Below are 15,113 nucleotides of genomic sequence, written 5' to 3' on the forward strand. Positions count from 1 at the left end.
GTGTCGGAGTCAGTCCAGTGCCCACCTATCAGTACCAGTGCACCGAGTGCGGTGAAGGCCTTGAGGTCCAGCAGTCGTTCAGCGACGACGCGTTGACCGTGTGCCCCGCCTGCCAGGGTCGTCTGCGCAAGGTCTTCAACGCCGTCGGCGTCGTCTTCAAGGGGTCCGGTTTCTACCGCAACGACTCCCGCAGCACCAGCACCTCCGCCTCCGCCGGGTCCTCGTCGGGCAGCTCGACGTCGGGGTCGTCCTCGACCTCGTCCAGCAGCTCCTCGAGCAGCTCGAGCACGCCCAGCTCCACGGGTTCCGGCGGCTCGGGCTCCGCGGCCTGACCCGCTCTCCGCTCCGGCCTGTGGACGAGTCCCAGCACCTCGAGGTCCGGCCCACCTAGCCTGCCGGGATGGACCTCCTGGACCGTCTCGTCTTCGCCCACCGCCGCCTGCTCGCCGCGACCTGCGCCGGGCTCGCCGTCCTGCTCCTCGCGGCGGGACTGCGCGGCGAGGACGACACCCGCAGGGCCGTCGTGGTCCGCGACGACCTCGACGCGGGCACCGTGCTGACCACCACGCACCTGCGCACCGTCGACCTCCCGGTCGACGCCGTCCCGGAGCACGCGCTCGCCTCGAGCGACGACGCCGTCGGCCGCGCCCTGGCCGGCCCCGTCCGCGCGGGCGAGGTCGTCACCGACCGCCGGGTCGTCGACGCCCGCGACCTGGCGGGCTACGGCGTGGAGGACCCAGCGCTCGCCACGGTTCGCGTCTCCGACCCCGCCGTCGTGAGCGGGCTCCGGGTCGGCGACCGGGTCGACGTCGTCGCGATCGACCCGCACGGCGAGTCGCCACCCTCGGTCGTCGCCGCCTCGGCCGTCGTCGCGGTGCTCCCGTCCGCCACGACGGCCGACGGCGTGGACGACGTCGTCGGCCTGGTGGCTCCCAGCGCGGCGGCCCTGGCCGTCGCCACGGCGGGGCTCGAGGCCGGACTGACCGTGATCGCCACCTGAGCGGGGGGTGTCACCCGGCCAGGCCTGGAGTATTTTGGCCGATCAGGCTCTCCCCGAGCCTGTCCCGTTCTGACCTCAACCATCTCGAAGGGTGCGACATGATCAAGGGTTTCAAGGACTTCCTGCTCCGAGGCAACATCGTCGACCTCGCGGTCGCCGTGGTCATCGGCACCGCGTTCACCGCGCTCGTGGCAGCGTTCACGGGCTCGTTCATCAACCCGCTGATCGGCCTGATCGGCGGCGGTGGCGTCGACGGCGGCACCTTCACGATCAACGGCCAGGTCTTCACCTACGGCGCGTTCATCAACGCCGTCATCACGTTCGTCCTCACGGCTGCGGTCGTCTACTTCGCGATCGTCGTCCCGATGAAGAAGCTCAACGAGCTCCGTGCGCGAGGCGTGGAGCCCGAGCCGGAGGGCGTCGCCGAGGACATCGAGCTGCTGCGCGAGATCCGCGACGCCCTGGTGGCCCGCCGCGACCTCTGAGTCGTCACGGCGGCGCGCACGACACGATGACGGGACCGGCCCTCGGGTCGGTCCCGTCAGCCGTGATGGGGAGGGACGTTGCGCCGCAGCTCGGCGTCGTTGCCTCCCGGGGACTCGCCCCACCCCTGGTCGGTGTCGTCACGCGTGCCCGACGGCTCCAGGTCGCCAAGCAGCTCGGCTGCCCGGCGCAGCCGCTCGCGCCTCGCCGCGACTGCGGGGTCCGGGGCCGGGTCAGCCACGGGCCCGCTCCCGGTCCGGCGTCGTGAGCCAGGAGGCGCTGAGCACGGGCCGCGTGGGCGTCCAGCCCGTCCCGTCGGCGAAGCGCTGCGAGCTCACCCGCTGCGAGCGCGTCAGGATCTCGAGCTTCTCGGCGCCGACGCGGCGGACCCAGGCCGGCAGCGGACGCGGCGGCGGGCCTCCCGCGACCGACGCCACGACGGCGGCGTACTCGCCGCGGCGCACCGGATCGGATCCGACGTTGTAGATGCCAGCCGGCGCCTGCAGGGCGTGGGCGACGGCCGACCCGGCGTCGTCCGGGTGCACCACGTGCATCCAGGAGCGGGGGTCGCCCAGGGTGAAGGCGCGGCCCGAGGCGGCCCGTCGGACCTGCCAGGCGGTGTTGGGGTCGGTCCCGGTGACGAGCCCGAGCCGCAGGCACACCGCCCGGCCGCCGTCGCGGGTGAAGGCCTCCATGTGGTCCTCGGCGACCACGACCGGCTCGGTCGCCCGCGAGACCTCGACGAGGCCGTCCTCGTCGATCCAGTCCTCGCCGGCGTCGGCGTACACGAAGCTGAGGCTCTGGTGGACGAGCACCTCGACCTCGGCTCGCCGCGCGGCGGCGGCGACGATGCGGGAGCCCCGGATGCGCAGGCGGTCGATCTCCCGCAGCGACCCGGGACGGAGCGCCGCCGATCCCACGGGGACCTTGGTGGCCAGGTTCGCGACCGCGTCGCACCCGCGCATCGCCTCGGCCAGCTCGGTGCCGTCGAACAGCTCGGCGGCGACCGGCTCGGCTCCGAGGCCGCTCACGACCCGGGCAGCCTCGCGGGAGCGGACGAGCCCCCGGACGTCGTGCCCGTCGTCGACCAGGGCGCGGACGGCGGCGCGTCCGACCACCCCGGATGCTCCGGTCACGAACACCTGCACCGGACCACTCACCTCCAGAACGAATCGCGCGGACCATCGATCCTACGCGACGCGCCTGTGGTCAGCCCTGGTCGGCGAGACCGAAGAACCGCACCATCTCGACCGTCGCCTGGATGGACGTGGTGGTCTGGCCCTGCCCGCCCACCCCGGTCGCGCCGGGCCAGGTGTGTCCGCCGCCGAGCACGACGAAGGCCTCGATCCGCGCGTCGTCCGCGCAGCCCCAGGTCCAGTGCTGGATGTCGGCGGCCGGCTCCTCGTAGTCCTGCGGGTCGCCGCACTCGTCCTTGGTCACCCAGGCCGACAGCGTCTCGGTGACCGGCTCAGCCACGCCCAGCGGCGTCGCTCCCCCGGTGTACGGGACGGCGACGTCGCTCGAGCCGTGGAAGTAGATGAACGACGTCGGTGGCACGGTGTCGCAGCCCGGGCCGTAGGTCAGGTAGGCCACTCCGCCGTAGGCGGCGAAGGGGAAGTCGCCCGAGCACGCGGCGGCGAACAGCAGGGCGGAGCCGTTCGACATCCCGGCGGCGTACTGCCGCTCGGGGTCGGCGCAGTGCCGCTCGACGACGGCGTCCGTGAGGGCCTTGACGAAGCCGAGGTCGGAGCCCTTGGCGTTGACCGTGGAGGCGATGTCCCAGCCCGGACCCTCGTCGCCGCCGAGCGGGGCGACGACGATGAAGCCGTGCTCGTCCGCCGCCTTGTCGAAGGCCGTGTACTTCACCGCGTCCTCGGGGTTCTGCCCCAGCCCGTGGAACAGGTAGACCACGGGGACGCGCGTGTCGGTGGGCAGACCCTCGGGGGCGAAGAGCCGGTACTGCCGCTCCTCGCCGCCGACGGTGATGCTGTGGATCACGTCGCCGTCCTCCGGCGCGACCTCGCAGGGGCCGGACGGCGGCGCGCTCGTCTCCTCGGACTGGTCCTTCGTGTCGGGCTCCGACGTGCAGGCCGTGAGCACGACGGCCACGCTGACTGCCACCAGGGCTCGCGCGAGCCATCCCCTCGTCCGCATGGGACCAGTCTGCCGGAGCGATCCAGCGCCGGCCGAGGAACCCTCGACTACTCCTCCGGCGCTGGGTCGGCTTCCCGCGCCTTGAGGTGCGAAGAGGATCGAGGAGCCTCGAAGGGCCGACCTCGACCGCCGGGAGCCGACGCAGTGCCCCCGAGAGGTTTCGAACCTCCGACCTGCGGCTTAGGAATGCGAATCCACCCGTCGCAGCATCTTCCGTCGTTGCAGGGAGGCACTGGCAGCCAAATCGGTGCGGCTGGTCCGTATGCGCCGCAACGGCACATTTCGGTCGTTGCCCTACCTCGTTCCGGGGCCCCGGAACCAAAGGACGCCGAGGAGGTCGCAGCTCGACGAGCCAAGGGCAAGACCGTCGGCGCTATCGCCGCTGACCTCAATCTGTCCGTCGCTACGGTCCGACGCACGTCCGAAGCCCTCACCCTCGCCCAGGAGATCGAAGTCGGCGATCACGATGCCAAGTACACGCGGGCCAGAATGAAGTCGTAGTCTCAAATGTGGGCGGTTGAATCGGGCAAGCCCCCCCCGAAAGCGGCGCCTGTTGGGAGCGAACTGCGGCATCCTTGAGTCGTGTACACAAGTCCAGATGATCTCGAGAACACCGGCGACGAGGCACTCGAGAATCTTGTCGCAGAGGTCGAGCGGGTAGCCCCTAGCCTCGTCTGGCACTACACGGACCAGAGCGGCCTCATCGGAATTCTCCGATCAGGAGCGATCTGGGCTACCGATGCCATGTTCTTGAATGACCGACACGAGCTGAGCCACGGCAAGAATCGCCTTCGCGCAGCGCTTGAAGACGAAGTGGATGGTGCCGATTTCGCGGGACTGTCGCTGTACCTCGAGCGTGGCTGGCGGCACAACGTTCGCACCGCAGTTTCATGCTTCTGCGCCGACGGCGATCTTCTGAGTCAGTGGCGCGGTTACTCCAGCCCTGGTGGCTTTGCTATCGGCTTCGACACTAATGATTTGGCGAGACGATGGATCGCCGGGCGTGCTGGGCTGTTCCTGCCTGTCGTGTACGCCCGCGACGACGACCAGGGCACCTTTCGTGAGTGGGCGCAGCGGGTAGCAAACGCCTGGCGCGAAGCGCTTGGCGGCGGGCTGCAGACCGCCGTAGGGGGCCGCAACCCGGTGGCCGACAGCTTGGCTGCCGAGATCGGCTCGAAGATCTGGCGGTTTGACCGCGAAGTCGGAAACTTGGATGCGCTCGCGGCGAGATTCAAGGACCCTTCGTTTTCGGAGGAGCAGGAGTGGCGGCTCATAACCATGATCGGAAATGAGTCCTCCGAAGCGGACGTGCGGCCTAGCGCAGGCGGGCTCGTCCCCTTCCGCTCCGTACCGTTTCAAGGTTCATCGGCAGATTCACCGGTCCGCGAGATTCGAGTAGGTCCAGGACTCGATTTCGAGCGGGAACAGTTGGCGGTGCAGCAATTATTGGACATAGTGGGATATAGCAACGTCACCATCTCCGGATCGACCGTGCCGTTCCGGCCCTGAGGCCTTCGCACTCCGCTACCTACTTCCGAGAGCGCGCCTCTTCTCCGCCTCAAACTCTCCTGCTGTCAAAGCGCCGGCGTCCCGCAGCGCCACGAGCCGCTCCAACGTCGAAACCACATCCCCCGCGGATCGCACCGCCAGCATCACCGACTTTGACCTGCGGTTGCTCAAACTATCTCTAGCACCGCCTGCTGGACGGCAAGCGCCTCGTTCAGGGCATTAACCACGTCATCCAACCGCGTGCGCCAGGCGTCGGTAGGCTCGCTCTCTGCTCGATCGATCAGAGCGTTCATGACGGACTTCTTGTTCGCGTCACGGATCTCCATGGCTACGAGCGTTCCGCTGGCGTCGACTGAAAAGTCCGCGAACCATTGCGGATGCTGGTCATACAAATCCGCGAGCCACTCATCCGGGAATAGCGCTTCGATCGGAAACCCCGCCCTGCAAACCACGTACTGCCGGTTCGCCTGATAGGGAATCTGCTTGTTCCCCAGGAAACGAACCAGATCCTTCCGTTCCTTCTCGCCGGCGAGGTCCCCGTCGAACAGCGCCACCAATGGCCGCTCGTCGCGCACGATGGCGAACGTGGCTCGGAGCCAGCCCCCCATGTGCTTCACGCCTCCGTGGTCTTGGATCTCGGCTTGTCGTAGGCATGCAAGTTCGCTTTCAGCCTCGGGGACGAAATCGAGGTACCAGTTGAGCAAACGCTTGTCGGACGGACCCTCGACGACAACGTTGTACTCACCCAAGTTGTAATAGTCCGAGAAGCGAACGCCCAGGGCCGCCCGAAGGTCCGATCCGGCTTCGACGGAGTTCCTGTAGCGCACCGCCTCCGTGTGGCCCGAAGAGTCGAGTCGAACTCCCACGATCTGATCGACGGAGTTCGGAACGAAGCTCAACGCGTGCGTCGACGTTACGACCATGGCAACTTCTGACAGCCTCTTGAGCAGTGAACTAACCGTGGACATGAGTTGCGGGTGTAGGTACGACTCGGGTTCCTCCAACAGCCAGATGCTCTTTCGACCAACCTTCAGCTCTTGCTGCGAGACCCACTTCAAGGCCGCGAGGAACGCAGTGCTTTGGATCCCCTGGCCCTTCTGGGCAATTGGAGTCTTGTTCGGGTCTTCCATGCTGAAGTCAAATCTGGAAAGCAGCCCGTCGATGCGTCCGTCGGGTAGTCCGAACGACGCGGTGAGTGAACTCAGTCCGACGGCAGCGAGCTCGCCATTCAAACCCTTCGCAACGTCCATCAGATCGTTCTCGAGTTGCTTAATCCGAGGCTCAACAGCGGACGCGGCGACCGTACGAAGGTACGGGTTCAGCACTTCGTCATAGAGTTGCGAGATGCTTTTTTCGGAGGGGATGTAGTGGCACGAGAATTTCGACAGCAGGTCTGTCACGAGCTGTCGCTGCAACTTGTTGATCTGATTCTGCGCGGTCGAGTCCCCGGGTTTCTTGACGTTCGGGAAGAACTGGTAGACCGGGCTGCCCGAGGGCGAGAACACGAGGGACAAGCTCACGGTGTCGTCTGAGCGCTGCCGCTCATACATGGCGTTCAGGCGGTCGAACGCCTCGAAGAAGTCCTTGTCCTCGATGGGGTCGCCCGCGAATGTGGCTTGAAGGCTTGTCTTCGCAGAACCACTGCTGAACGTCAGGTCCCGTTCTCGGGTGTACCCGAAGTCGTTGTCGTGCCCAGTGAAGAGCATCTCGATGGCCCGCAACATGTTGGTCTTGCCGCTGTTGTTCGGGCCAACAACCGTCAGGGGGGCACCCAGCGGCAAGCCGACCTCGGTCGGGCCGATTGTCCGGAAAAGTCGAACTCGAAGTCCCGTCAGCTCCACCCTATCTCCAATCCTTTTCGAGGACCGTAAACCACTGAGGGGTCGGCCGAGGCTGGATCTAGAGAGTTACCGCTCGCTCAAGAAGGCAGCGTCGAGCCTCGCACAGCGCTGCTCTTCGTGCTCCCTGTCTTCGAAAAGGTGCGTGTAGGTCTGCAGCGTGAAGGCGACGTTCGCGTGTCCCATCCACGCGGAAACCTCGACAGCCCGGTGGCCTAGGTGGGACATGAGACAGGCGTACGTGTGCCGGAGGTCGTGGATACGAACCGGTGCCAGACCAGCGACTCGGGCGGCTGCCGCGAACCGACGCCGGTAGAAACTTGCGAGGTCTCGTGGCCGTGACCCACTCCCCCAGAGGTAGTCGTCGCGTGCAGTGCCCGTACGTCGCGCAAAGTCCAGCACTTGCCCCATCAGCGTCGGTGAAACGGGAACGTGGCGGCGACTGAGTTTCGTCCTCGGCGCCTCAACAATCCATCCGCCACCAGGCGCCGCGACCACTGCCTCCGCGACGCGGACTCTGTTCCGCAGGGGATCGAGGTGGCGGAGCCGGAGGCCAGCGGCTTCACCACGCCGCAGATCTGTCTAGGCAAGGACCTTGACCAGCAACTCATCGCCCTCGGCCTTCAACTCGTCTACACGCGCACCCTTTCGCGGTGCCCCCGAGAGGATTCGAACCTCCGACCTGCGGTTTAGGAAACCGTTGCTCTATCCCCTGAGCTACGGGGGCGGGGACGGCCCCATCATTCCACGGGCGGTACGGCGTCGAGCACGACCCGCGCGGCCGACTCCGGCGTGGCCCCGGCGTCGATCAGATCGGCCATGCGGCGGACTCGGTCGATGTCGGCCGCGCTGTACCTGCGGTGCCCGCCCGTGGTGCGGAACGCCGGACCGACGTCGTACCGACGGTCCCAGGTCCGCAGGGTCGACGTGGCCACGCCGAGCTGGTCGGCGGCGGCGCTGACGCCCCACGTGAGCCCCTCACCGGGCGTGGGCTCGGCCTCAGCAGCCTCGTGCGGATCGGCCATCGTTGCCCTCCCCCCGGAGTCGAGATTGCCCCTCGACCATAAAACTTGTTCAGACATCTTGCATCTCTGAACAAGTTTTGAGTAGGTTATGAATCGGTTTCGAACGCAACGGGACCTCGGCCACATCGGCCAGCGAGCATGATCTTCGAGACCAGGGGGGCCTCCAAGATGCCGAACCTCAAGCGACTTCCGATGCCACTGATCGACGTCTACGAGTGGCAGCACTCCGGCGCGTGCGTCGGACTCGACTCGTCCGTCTTCTTCTCACCCGAGGCCGAGCGGGGCGCTGCCAAGCAGCTCCGCGAGCAGGGCGCCAAGGCCGTCTGCGGCCGGTGCCCCGTCCTCGACCAGTGCCGCGACCACGCCCTTTCGGCGCGGGAGCCGTACGGCGTGTGGGGCGGACTCACGGTCGACGAGCGCGAGCACCTGATCCGCGAGCGCCGCGTCAGCTGATCGCGCTCAGCTGAACGCCTGTGGGCCTCGGGGCCCGTGGGTGTTCAGCACCAGGACCGGACCGGCGGTGCGGGGCGCGATGTCCCGCACCGCCGCGAACGCCTTGGCGGTGTACACGGGCTCGAGCTCGAGCCCGTCAGCGCGGGCCGCCTCCAGCGCTGCCAGACCCTCCGGGGTCGAGGCGCCGTAGGTGCTGCCGAGGTAGTCGTCGGTCGCGTCCAGGTCCGACTCGTGCAGGACCACGTCGATCTCGGCGTTCCGGCGACGCAGCAGGTCGACCGTCGCGTTCGCCAGCCGCGTGACGACCTCGGCGTCGAGCCGGAACGAGTCGTTGACGACGATCCCGACCACGCGCGTCGCGAGCCCCGCGAGCTGGAGTCCCACCATCAGCCCTGCAGCGGTGCCGGCCGACCCGACCGGCGTGACCACCACGGCCGGCTCCGGGAGCATGCCGGACCTGACCTGGTCGGCGATCTCCAGCCCGGCGTCGACGTACCCGAGCGTGCCGACGGGGGACGATCCCCCGGCGGGGAGGTAGTACGGCAGGCGCAGGCCCTCCCGGTAGCGGAGCAGGAGGCCCGGCGCCGCGAGCTTCAGGCGTCCGACCGACGGGTACCGGTGCACGAGCGCGCCGCTGGCCCCGAGCCGTGCGAGCTGGTCGCGGACGTGGTCGTCGACCGGCTGGTCGACCAGGCCGAGCACGGTGCGGAGCCCGTGCTCCCGCCCGTACAGCGCTGCCGCGAGGCCCCAGTGCGTCCCGATGCCGCCGACCGTGAACAAGGTCCGCCGACCCCGGCGGTGCGCCTCGGGGATGATCCACTCGAGCTTGCGCACCTTGTTGCCGCCCCAGTGCCCGTCGCCGAAGGCGCTCTCGTCCTTGAGCCAGACGTTGCTCCCCCACGACTCGAGGCGTCGCACCGGCGTCGGCCGTGCCCCGAGGGGCACGTGGGGCAGATCGGCTCCGGGGAACCGGTCGTGCAGGAAGGTCACGCCTCCGCCGGTTCGACCGGTTCGACGACCTCGGCCACCGGGTCCGGCAGCACGTCCACCTCGGGCGTGCGCCAGCGCGCGACGCTGTAGGCCAGCAGCCCCCAGGCGACGATCGCGGAGGCGATCACACCGAGACCCGTGACCCATCCCTGGGCCGGCAGCTCGGGGCCGAAGCCCACGTTGAGCACCTCGAACTCCGGGATGGTCGGACCGACGATCCAGACCACGCCGATCGCGAAGAGCCAGACGCCACCGAGCGCGCTCAGCACGATGCGCGGCCACGTGGCGACGCCGTACCGGGCGGCCTCGACCGCCTTGCGCTGCAGCGGCTCGAGCAGCTGGCGGGCCCACGTGTAGTGGCGCGCGAGGAGGGCGAAGCCTCCGACCACGATCAGCATGCCCGGCCCGGGCAGCGGCATCAGGACGATCCCGACAGGGATCAGGATCCAGCCGAGCACCTCGGTGCCCGTGCGATCTGCCCATGCCCGCAGGCGTGCACCCCACGTCCGGCGCCCGGTCGGCCGAGCCTCCCCGTTCATGCCCTCATGATGCCACTCGGCTCGCGGGGCGTGCCGACGGATCACACGATTTCAGTTGGCGCGAACGGCGCGCACACGGTGCAATGGTCCGGTGACTGCCGCTTCCCGCCTTCTCTCCCTCGCCGAGGACGTTCTCGGCCTTCCCCTCCCCGTCCGGCTCCGCGCCTGGGACGGATCCGAGGCCGGCCCCGCCGGCGCCACGGTCGTCGTGATCCACGACCGCGCCGCGATCCGCCACCTGCTCTGGCAGCCGGGCGAGCTGGGCATCGCCCGCGCCTACGTGCAGGGCCACCTCGACATCGAGGGTGACCTGTCCGACGGACTCCGCGCGATGTGGGCCGCCGTCCGCGAGGCCCGGGCCGCCGATCCCGAGGCCGGACGCCCGCGCATCCGCCCGAGGCACGTCGCCCGCGCCCTCGGCCTGGCCGCGCGCTACCGCCTGGTCGGGCGTCGGCCGCAGATTCCGCTCGCCGAGGCCGTCCTGACGGGTGACCTGCACAGCCGCGAGCGCGACCTGGCGGCGATCAGCCACCACTACGACCTCTCGAACGAGTTCTACGAGCTGATCCTGGACCCGAACATGGCCTACTCCTCCGGCTACCACCGCGAGCCGGAGTGGTCGCTCGAGGAGGCGCAGACCGCGAAGCTCGACCTGATCTGCCGCAAGCTGGCCCTCGAGCCGGGGATGCACCTGGTCGACATCGGCTGCGGCTGGGGCTCGCTGACCCTGCACGCCGCCGAGAAGTACGGCGTGCGCGTGACCGGCGTGACCCTGTCGACCGAGCAGCGCGACTTCGTGCACAAGCGCGCCGCCGAGCGCGGCATCGGCGACCGCGTCAACGTGAGCCTGCGCCACTTCCGCGACCTCTCGGGCGCCGGTGTCGGCGACGGCGAGATCGACGCGGTGGCCTCGGTCGAGATGGGCGAGCACGTCGGCGACGCCGAGTACGAGGTCTTCACCTCCGCGATCTACCGCTACCTGCGTCCCGGCGGCCGCGTCATGATCCAGCAGATGTCGCGCAGCAACGGGGCCAAGGGCGATCGTCCCGGCGGCGGCCCGTTCATCGAGACCTACATCGCGCCCGACATGCACATGAAGCCGCTGCACCGGACGCTGGAGCTCATCGCCGGCGCGGGTCTCGAGATCCGCGACGTCCAGGCGATGCGCGAGCACTACCCGGCCACGGTCGCCGGGTGGGCCGAGAACCTGGAGTCGAACTGGGGCACCGCGGTGTCGCTGGTCGGCGAGGAGATGGCGCGCGTCTGGCGCCTCTACCTCGCGGGCGGCTCGCTGGCGTTCGAGGAGAACCGGATGGGTGTCGACCAGATCGTCGCGGTTAAGCCCTCCCCGGCCGGCGTCAGTGACATGCCGACGTCGCAGCTCGCCTGGCTGGCATGAGCGCCGACCTCTCGGTCAGCCTGACGGCGCTCGGCGTCGGGCTCGCGGTCGTGCTCGCGGTGATGGCAGCGGGCCTGACGAGCGCGAAGCGCACCGAGCGCCTCACGATCGTGGACACGCTGTGGCCGCTGGGGTTCGTAGCCGTCGGCCTGGCCAGCGCGCTGGTCTCGCTCACCGGCGACGCCGACCCCGTGCTGCCGTGGGTCCTGGCCGGCCTGACCGCCGTGTGGGGGCTGCGCCTGGCGACCTACCTGCACCGCCGCAACCACGGCAAGGCCGAGGACCCGCGCTACGCGGAGCTCGCCGAGCAGGACGGCCGCTCGTTCGCGGAGGTCGCGCTCAAGCGGGTCTTCCTGCCGCAGGGCATCGCGATGTACCTCGTCGCGACGCCGCTCATGGTGGGCGCCGGCACCCAGGACCCGATCTGGTGGCTCGTCGGCGTCGGCGCGGCCGTGTGGCTGCTCGGCTTCGTGTTCGAGTCGGTCGGCGACGCCCAGCTCGCCCGGTTCAAGTCCGACCCCGCCCACCAGGGCCAGCTCATGGACCAGGGCCTGTGGCGCTACACCCGGCACCCGAACTACTTCGGTGACGCCTGCGTGTGGGCCGGCCTCTGGCTCGTCGCCGCGTCGTCGTGGATCGGGCTGGCCACGGCCTTCAGCCCGATCGCGATGGCGTTCTTCCTGACCAAGGTCACGGGCGCGGCGAACAACGAGAAGGGCATGAAGAAGTCCAAGCCCGGCTACGACGAGTACGTCCGCCGGACGAGCGGCTTCATCCCCTGGTTCCCCAAGAAGGCCTGACCCCCGGGCGGAGTCGCAGGCGGCACACCTCGGCCCGTGTGGTGACCACGGGCCGAGCCGCGCGCCTCAGCTGGAGACGAAGATGTGGACCGCGGCGTCGTGGTCGATCTCGGCCGACTCGCCCTGGCGGGCGATCACGACACCGTCGTGCCCCTTGCTCACGAGCACGTCGTTGCCCGGCAGGGCCCCGACCCGGCGCAGCACGGACATGACCTGCGTGTCCTTCTGGATCTCCTCGGCGATACGGCGCACGACGAGCCGCTGCGGCTCGTCGTGGCCCGCCACGGCGCGCGGCAGCGACTGCACACCCTCCAGGAAGTCGCCGTCGTCGACGTCCTCGCCCAGCTCGGACAGGCCCGGGATGGGGTTGCCGTAGGGCGACTCGGTCGGGTGCTCCAGGAGCTCGATCAGCCGACGCTCGACCTGCTCGGAGATCACGTGCTCCCAGCGGCAGGCCTCCTCGTGGACGAACTCGAACTCGAGCCCGATCACGTCGGTCAGCAGGCGCTCGGCGAGGCGGTGCTTGCGCATGACGCGCGTCGCGAGCTGGCGGCCCTTGTCGGACAGCTCCAGGTGGCGGTCGCCCTCGACGGTCAGCAGCCCGTCGCGCTCCATGCGCGCGACGGTCTGGCTCACGGTCGGTCCCGACTGGTGGAGGCGCTCGGCGATGCGGGCGCGCAGAGGGACGATGCCCTCCTCCTCGAGCTCGAAGATCGTGCGGAGATACATCTCGGTGGTGTCGATCAGGTCGCTCACGGGATTCATTCTTCCATGACGTGCGAACCGCGGGGCAAGGACGCACGATGGGCCGGTGACAACTTCGGTGATGTGGTTCCGGCGCGACCTGCGACTGCACGACCAGCCGGCCCTGCGGGAGGCCGTCGAGGCCGGTCCTGACGGCGTCGTGCCGCTGTTCGTGCTGGACGACCGGCTGTGGGACACCGCCGGTCCGGTGCGTCGAGCCTCCCTCGCCGCCGTGCTGCGCGACCTGTCGGACCGCGTCGACGGCCTGCACGTCGTCCACGGCGATCCCCGCACCGAGGTCCCGCGCATCGCCCGCGCGGTCGAGGCCTCCTCGGTGCACGTCAGCGCCGACCACGGCCCGTACGGCGCGCGGCGCGACGAGGCCGTCGAGCAGGCCCTCGCCGAGCTCGAGGTGCCGCTGGTGCGCACCGGATCGGCCTACGCCGTCTCCCCCGGACGCGTGACGAAGCCGGACGGCTCGCCGTACCGGGTCTTCACGCCGTTCTACCGAGCCTGGCGCGAGCACGGTTGGCGGGCGCCCGCCCCGGCCGTCCGGTCCGCTCCGTGGATCCGGCCCGAGGGCCGCACGCACCGCATCCCCGACGCGGACGGCCCTGCGGGCCTCGACCTTCCCGCCCTCGGCGAGGAGGCGGCGCGGCGCCGCTGGCACGCGTGGGTCGACGACGTCGCCGACTACGACGACATCCGCAACCTGCCGGGCCGCGACGAGACCTCCCGCATGTCGCCGCACCTGAAGTGGGGGACGATCCACCCGCGCACCCTGCTGGCCGACCTCGTCTCGCGGCGGTCGGACGGCGCCGAGGCCTACGTGCGTGAGCTCGCCTTCCGCGACTTCTACGCCGACGTCCTGCACCACCGCCCTGACTCCGCCCGCGGCTACTACGACCGGAAGTTCGAGAAGATGCGCTACGACGAGCCGGGCGACGGCTTCGAGGCCTGGCGCGCGGGCACCACGGGGTTCCCGATCGTGGACGCGGGCATGCGCCAGCTGCGCGGCGAGGGCTGGATGCACAACCGCGTCCGCATGATCGTGGCGAGCTTCCTGGTCAAGGACCTGCACGTCGAGTGGCAGCACGGCGCCGCCCACTTCCTGGACTGGCTCGTCGACGGCGACCTGGCCTCGAACCAGCACGGCTGGCAGTGGACCGCGGGCTGCGGCACCGACGCCTCGCCGTACTTCCGGGTCTTCAACCCGACGGCCCAGGGCGCGAAGTTCGACCCCGACGGCACCTACGTGCGGCGCTGGGTGCCCGAGCTGCGCGACGTCGAGACGCGCTTCGTGCACGAGCCGTGGAAGGCACCCACCCCGCCGAGCGACTACCCGGCGCCCGTCGTCGACCACGCCGAGGAGCGGCGTGAGTCGCTCACGCGGTACGAGGAGATCCGCTGACGGGGCCGACCCCGGTCCACTGCGCGGACCCCCTAGCGTGGTCGCATGGTGACGATCCCCGCGCGCTTCAACGGGCCTGACCACTCCGGCAACGGCGGCTACGTGAGCGGTCTGCTCGCGGCCCAGGTCACGACCGACGGGCCCGTGACGGCGACCTTGAAGCTTCCGCCGCCGCTGGACGTCCCGCTCGCGTGGGAGCGGGCCGGCGAGGAGGTGCGGCTCGAGACGCACGGCGGGGCGCTGATCGGCACCGCGGCACCCGGGTCGTTCCAGCGCGACCCCCTGCCGTTCCCGTCCGCGAGCAAGGTCGCCTCCGGACTCGCGAGCTACCCCGGGTTCCACCTCCACCCGTTCGACCGGTGCTTCACCTGCGGCACGTCGCGCGACGAGGGCGAGGGGCTGCGTCTGTTCACCGGCCCGGTCGCCGCGGGCTGGACCGCCGGCCCCTGGCACGCCCACCCCGGTCTCGCGGTGGGCGGATCGATCCCCGACCCCGTGACCTGGGCGGCCCTGGACTGCCCCGGTGGGTGGGCCGCGGACTTCAACGCGCAGACCATGGTCCTGGGGCGCATGACGGCGCAGCTGCTGGAGCCCGTCGAGGTCGGCGAGGACCTGCACGCGAGCGGACGCCTCGACGACCGCAGCGGACGCAAGTTCATGACCTCGACCGCCCTGCACCGCCCTGACGGCACGCTCGTCGGACGGTCGGAGCAGGTCTGGATCGAGGTCGACCCGGCGCTGTTCGCCTGACCGCTGCCGGCCACGCGC

At 69.7% G+C, this 15,113-nt stretch carries 18 protein-coding genes and 1 tRNA gene; 9 read left to right on the forward strand and 10 right to left on the reverse strand.

Going from position 1 to position 15,113, the window contains the following annotated elements; translation table 11 throughout:
* Positions 1–17: 17 nt before the first annotated feature.
* The 3 genes from ABD127_RS10035 to mscL all read left to right on the forward strand — a co-directional run bounded on the left by ABD127_RS10035 (position 18) and on the right by mscL (position 1,485).
* On the forward strand, positions 18–332 hold the full coding sequence (locus ABD127_RS10035) for an FmdB family zinc ribbon protein (RefSeq protein ID WP_344202608.1): 315 nt from the start codon (positions 18–20) through the stop codon (positions 330–332).
* A 68-nt stretch (positions 333–400) separates the two neighbouring features.
* Positions 401–1,000: an SAF domain-containing protein gene (locus ABD127_RS10040; RefSeq protein ID WP_344200732.1), complete on the forward strand. Its 600-nt coding sequence runs from the start codon at positions 401–403 to the stop codon at positions 998–1,000.
* Between the two features lie 98 nt (positions 1,001–1,098).
* Positions 1,099–1,485 (forward strand): large conductance mechanosensitive channel protein MscL, encoded by a 387-nt coding sequence (gene mscL / locus ABD127_RS10045; RefSeq protein ID WP_344200734.1) that lies wholly within the window; start codon positions 1,099–1,101, stop codon positions 1,483–1,485.
* 56 nt (positions 1,486–1,541) lie between these two features.
* On the opposite strand, the gene ABD127_RS10050 is transcribed toward mscL, so the two are convergent.
* Genes ABD127_RS10050 through ABD127_RS10060 form a run of 3 tightly spaced genes read right to left on the reverse strand, consistent with a single transcriptional unit; the run spans position 1,542 to position 3,637 of the window.
* Complete coding sequence (locus ABD127_RS10050) at positions 1,542–1,724, reverse strand: hypothetical protein (protein ID WP_344200737.1); 183 nt, start codon at positions 1,722–1,724, stop codon at positions 1,542–1,544.
* Positions 1,717–2,643 carry an NAD-dependent epimerase/dehydratase family protein gene (locus ABD127_RS10055; protein ID WP_344200738.1) on the reverse strand — a complete coding sequence of 309 codons (927 nt, stop codon included), beginning with the start codon at positions 2,641–2,643 and terminating at the stop codon, positions 1,717–1,719. Before ABD127_RS10055 ends, ABD127_RS10050 begins: the two co-directional genes overlap by 8 nt.
* A 49-nt stretch (positions 2,644–2,692) precedes the next feature.
* On the reverse strand, positions 2,693–3,637 hold the full coding sequence (locus ABD127_RS10060) for a CE1 family esterase (RefSeq protein WP_344200740.1): 945 nt from the start codon (positions 3,635–3,637) through the stop codon (positions 2,693–2,695).
* Between the two features lie 582 nt (positions 3,638–4,219).
* Here ABD127_RS10060 and ABD127_RS10065 point away from each other — a divergent pair.
* A complete protein-coding gene (locus ABD127_RS10065) occupies positions 4,220–5,146 on the forward strand; it encodes a DUF2971 domain-containing protein (RefSeq protein ID WP_344200742.1) in 927 nt (308 codons plus the stop codon).
* A 167-nt stretch (positions 5,147–5,313) separates the two neighbouring features.
* Here ABD127_RS10065 and ABD127_RS10070 read toward each other — a convergent pair whose 3' ends face one another.
* The 4 genes from ABD127_RS10070 to ABD127_RS10080 all read right to left on the reverse strand — a co-directional run bounded on the left by ABD127_RS10070 (position 5,314) and on the right by ABD127_RS10080 (position 8,009).
* Positions 5,314–6,987, reverse strand: a complete 1,674-nt coding sequence (locus tag ABD127_RS10070; RefSeq protein ID WP_344200743.1) for an ATP-dependent nuclease — start codon at positions 6,985–6,987, stop codon at positions 5,314–5,316.
* A gap of 66 nt (positions 6,988–7,053) precedes the next feature.
* Positions 7,054–7,560 (reverse strand): tyrosine-type recombinase/integrase, encoded by a 507-nt coding sequence (locus ABD127_RS19080; protein ID WP_425545820.1) that lies wholly within the window; start codon positions 7,558–7,560, stop codon positions 7,054–7,056.
* Positions 7,561–7,638: 78 nt separating this feature from the next.
* Positions 7,639–7,711, reverse strand: a tRNA-Arg gene (locus tag ABD127_RS10075).
* Positions 7,712–7,724: 13 nt separating this feature from the next.
* The gene (locus ABD127_RS10080; RefSeq protein WP_344200745.1) at positions 7,725–8,009 is read right to left on the reverse strand and encodes a MerR family transcriptional regulator; all 285 of its coding nucleotides are present in this window, start codon (positions 8,007–8,009) and stop codon (positions 7,725–7,727) included.
* Positions 8,010–8,201: 192 nt separating this feature from the next.
* Here ABD127_RS10080 and ABD127_RS10085 point away from each other — a divergent pair, with 192 nt between their 5' ends.
* Entirely contained in the window at positions 8,202–8,462 is a 261-nt protein-coding gene (locus tag ABD127_RS10085; protein WP_425545810.1) for a WhiB family transcriptional regulator, read from the forward strand.
* 6 nt (positions 8,463–8,468) lie between these two features.
* On the opposite strand, the gene ABD127_RS10090 is transcribed toward ABD127_RS10085, so the two are convergent.
* Both ABD127_RS10090 and ABD127_RS10095 read right to left on the reverse strand, forming a co-directional pair.
* Positions 8,469–9,452: a 1-aminocyclopropane-1-carboxylate deaminase/D-cysteine desulfhydrase gene (locus ABD127_RS10090; RefSeq protein ID WP_344200747.1), complete on the reverse strand. Its 984-nt coding sequence runs from the start codon at positions 9,450–9,452 to the stop codon at positions 8,469–8,471.
* Positions 9,449–9,991 carry a PGPGW domain-containing protein gene (locus ABD127_RS10095; protein WP_344200749.1) on the reverse strand — a complete coding sequence of 181 codons (543 nt, stop codon included), beginning with the start codon at positions 9,989–9,991 and terminating at the stop codon, positions 9,449–9,451. Before ABD127_RS10095 ends, ABD127_RS10090 begins: the two co-directional genes overlap by 4 nt.
* 91 nt (positions 9,992–10,082) lie before the next feature.
* Here ABD127_RS10095 and ABD127_RS10100 point away from each other — a divergent pair, with 91 nt between their 5' ends.
* Together ABD127_RS10100 and ABD127_RS10105 are read left to right on the forward strand one after the other, a co-directional pair.
* Positions 10,083–11,390 (forward strand): class I SAM-dependent methyltransferase, encoded by a 1,308-nt coding sequence (locus ABD127_RS10100; protein WP_344200752.1) that lies wholly within the window; start codon positions 10,083–10,085, stop codon positions 11,388–11,390.
* Entirely contained in the window at positions 11,387–12,190 is an 804-nt protein-coding gene (locus ABD127_RS10105; protein WP_344200755.1) for a DUF1295 domain-containing protein, read from the forward strand. Before ABD127_RS10100 ends, ABD127_RS10105 begins: the two co-directional genes overlap by 4 nt.
* Positions 12,191–12,256: 66 nt before the next feature.
* Here ABD127_RS10105 and ABD127_RS10110 read toward each other — a convergent pair whose 3' ends face one another.
* Positions 12,257–12,946, reverse strand: coding sequence for an iron-dependent transcriptional repressor DtxR (locus tag ABD127_RS10110; RefSeq protein ID WP_344200758.1), 690 nt, complete (start codon positions 12,944–12,946; stop codon positions 12,257–12,259).
* A gap of 55 nt (positions 12,947–13,001) precedes the next feature.
* On the opposite strand from ABD127_RS10110, the gene ABD127_RS10115 reads away from it, so the two are divergent.
* Together ABD127_RS10115 and ABD127_RS10120 are read left to right on the forward strand one after the other, a co-directional pair.
* On the forward strand, positions 13,002–14,345 hold the full coding sequence (locus ABD127_RS10115) for a cryptochrome/photolyase family protein (protein WP_344200759.1): 1,344 nt from the start codon (positions 13,002–13,004) through the stop codon (positions 14,343–14,345).
* A gap of 45 nt (positions 14,346–14,390) precedes the next feature.
* Positions 14,391–15,095 carry a hypothetical protein gene (locus tag ABD127_RS10120; protein ID WP_344200761.1) on the forward strand — a complete coding sequence of 235 codons (705 nt, stop codon included), beginning with the start codon at positions 14,391–14,393 and terminating at the stop codon, positions 15,093–15,095.
* Positions 15,096–15,113 lie beyond the last annotated feature (18 nt).

This window comes from Aeromicrobium alkaliterrae, assembly GCF_039529015.1.
Classification (GTDB): domain Bacteria; phylum Actinomycetota; class Actinomycetes; order Propionibacteriales; family Nocardioidaceae; genus Aeromicrobium; species Aeromicrobium alkaliterrae.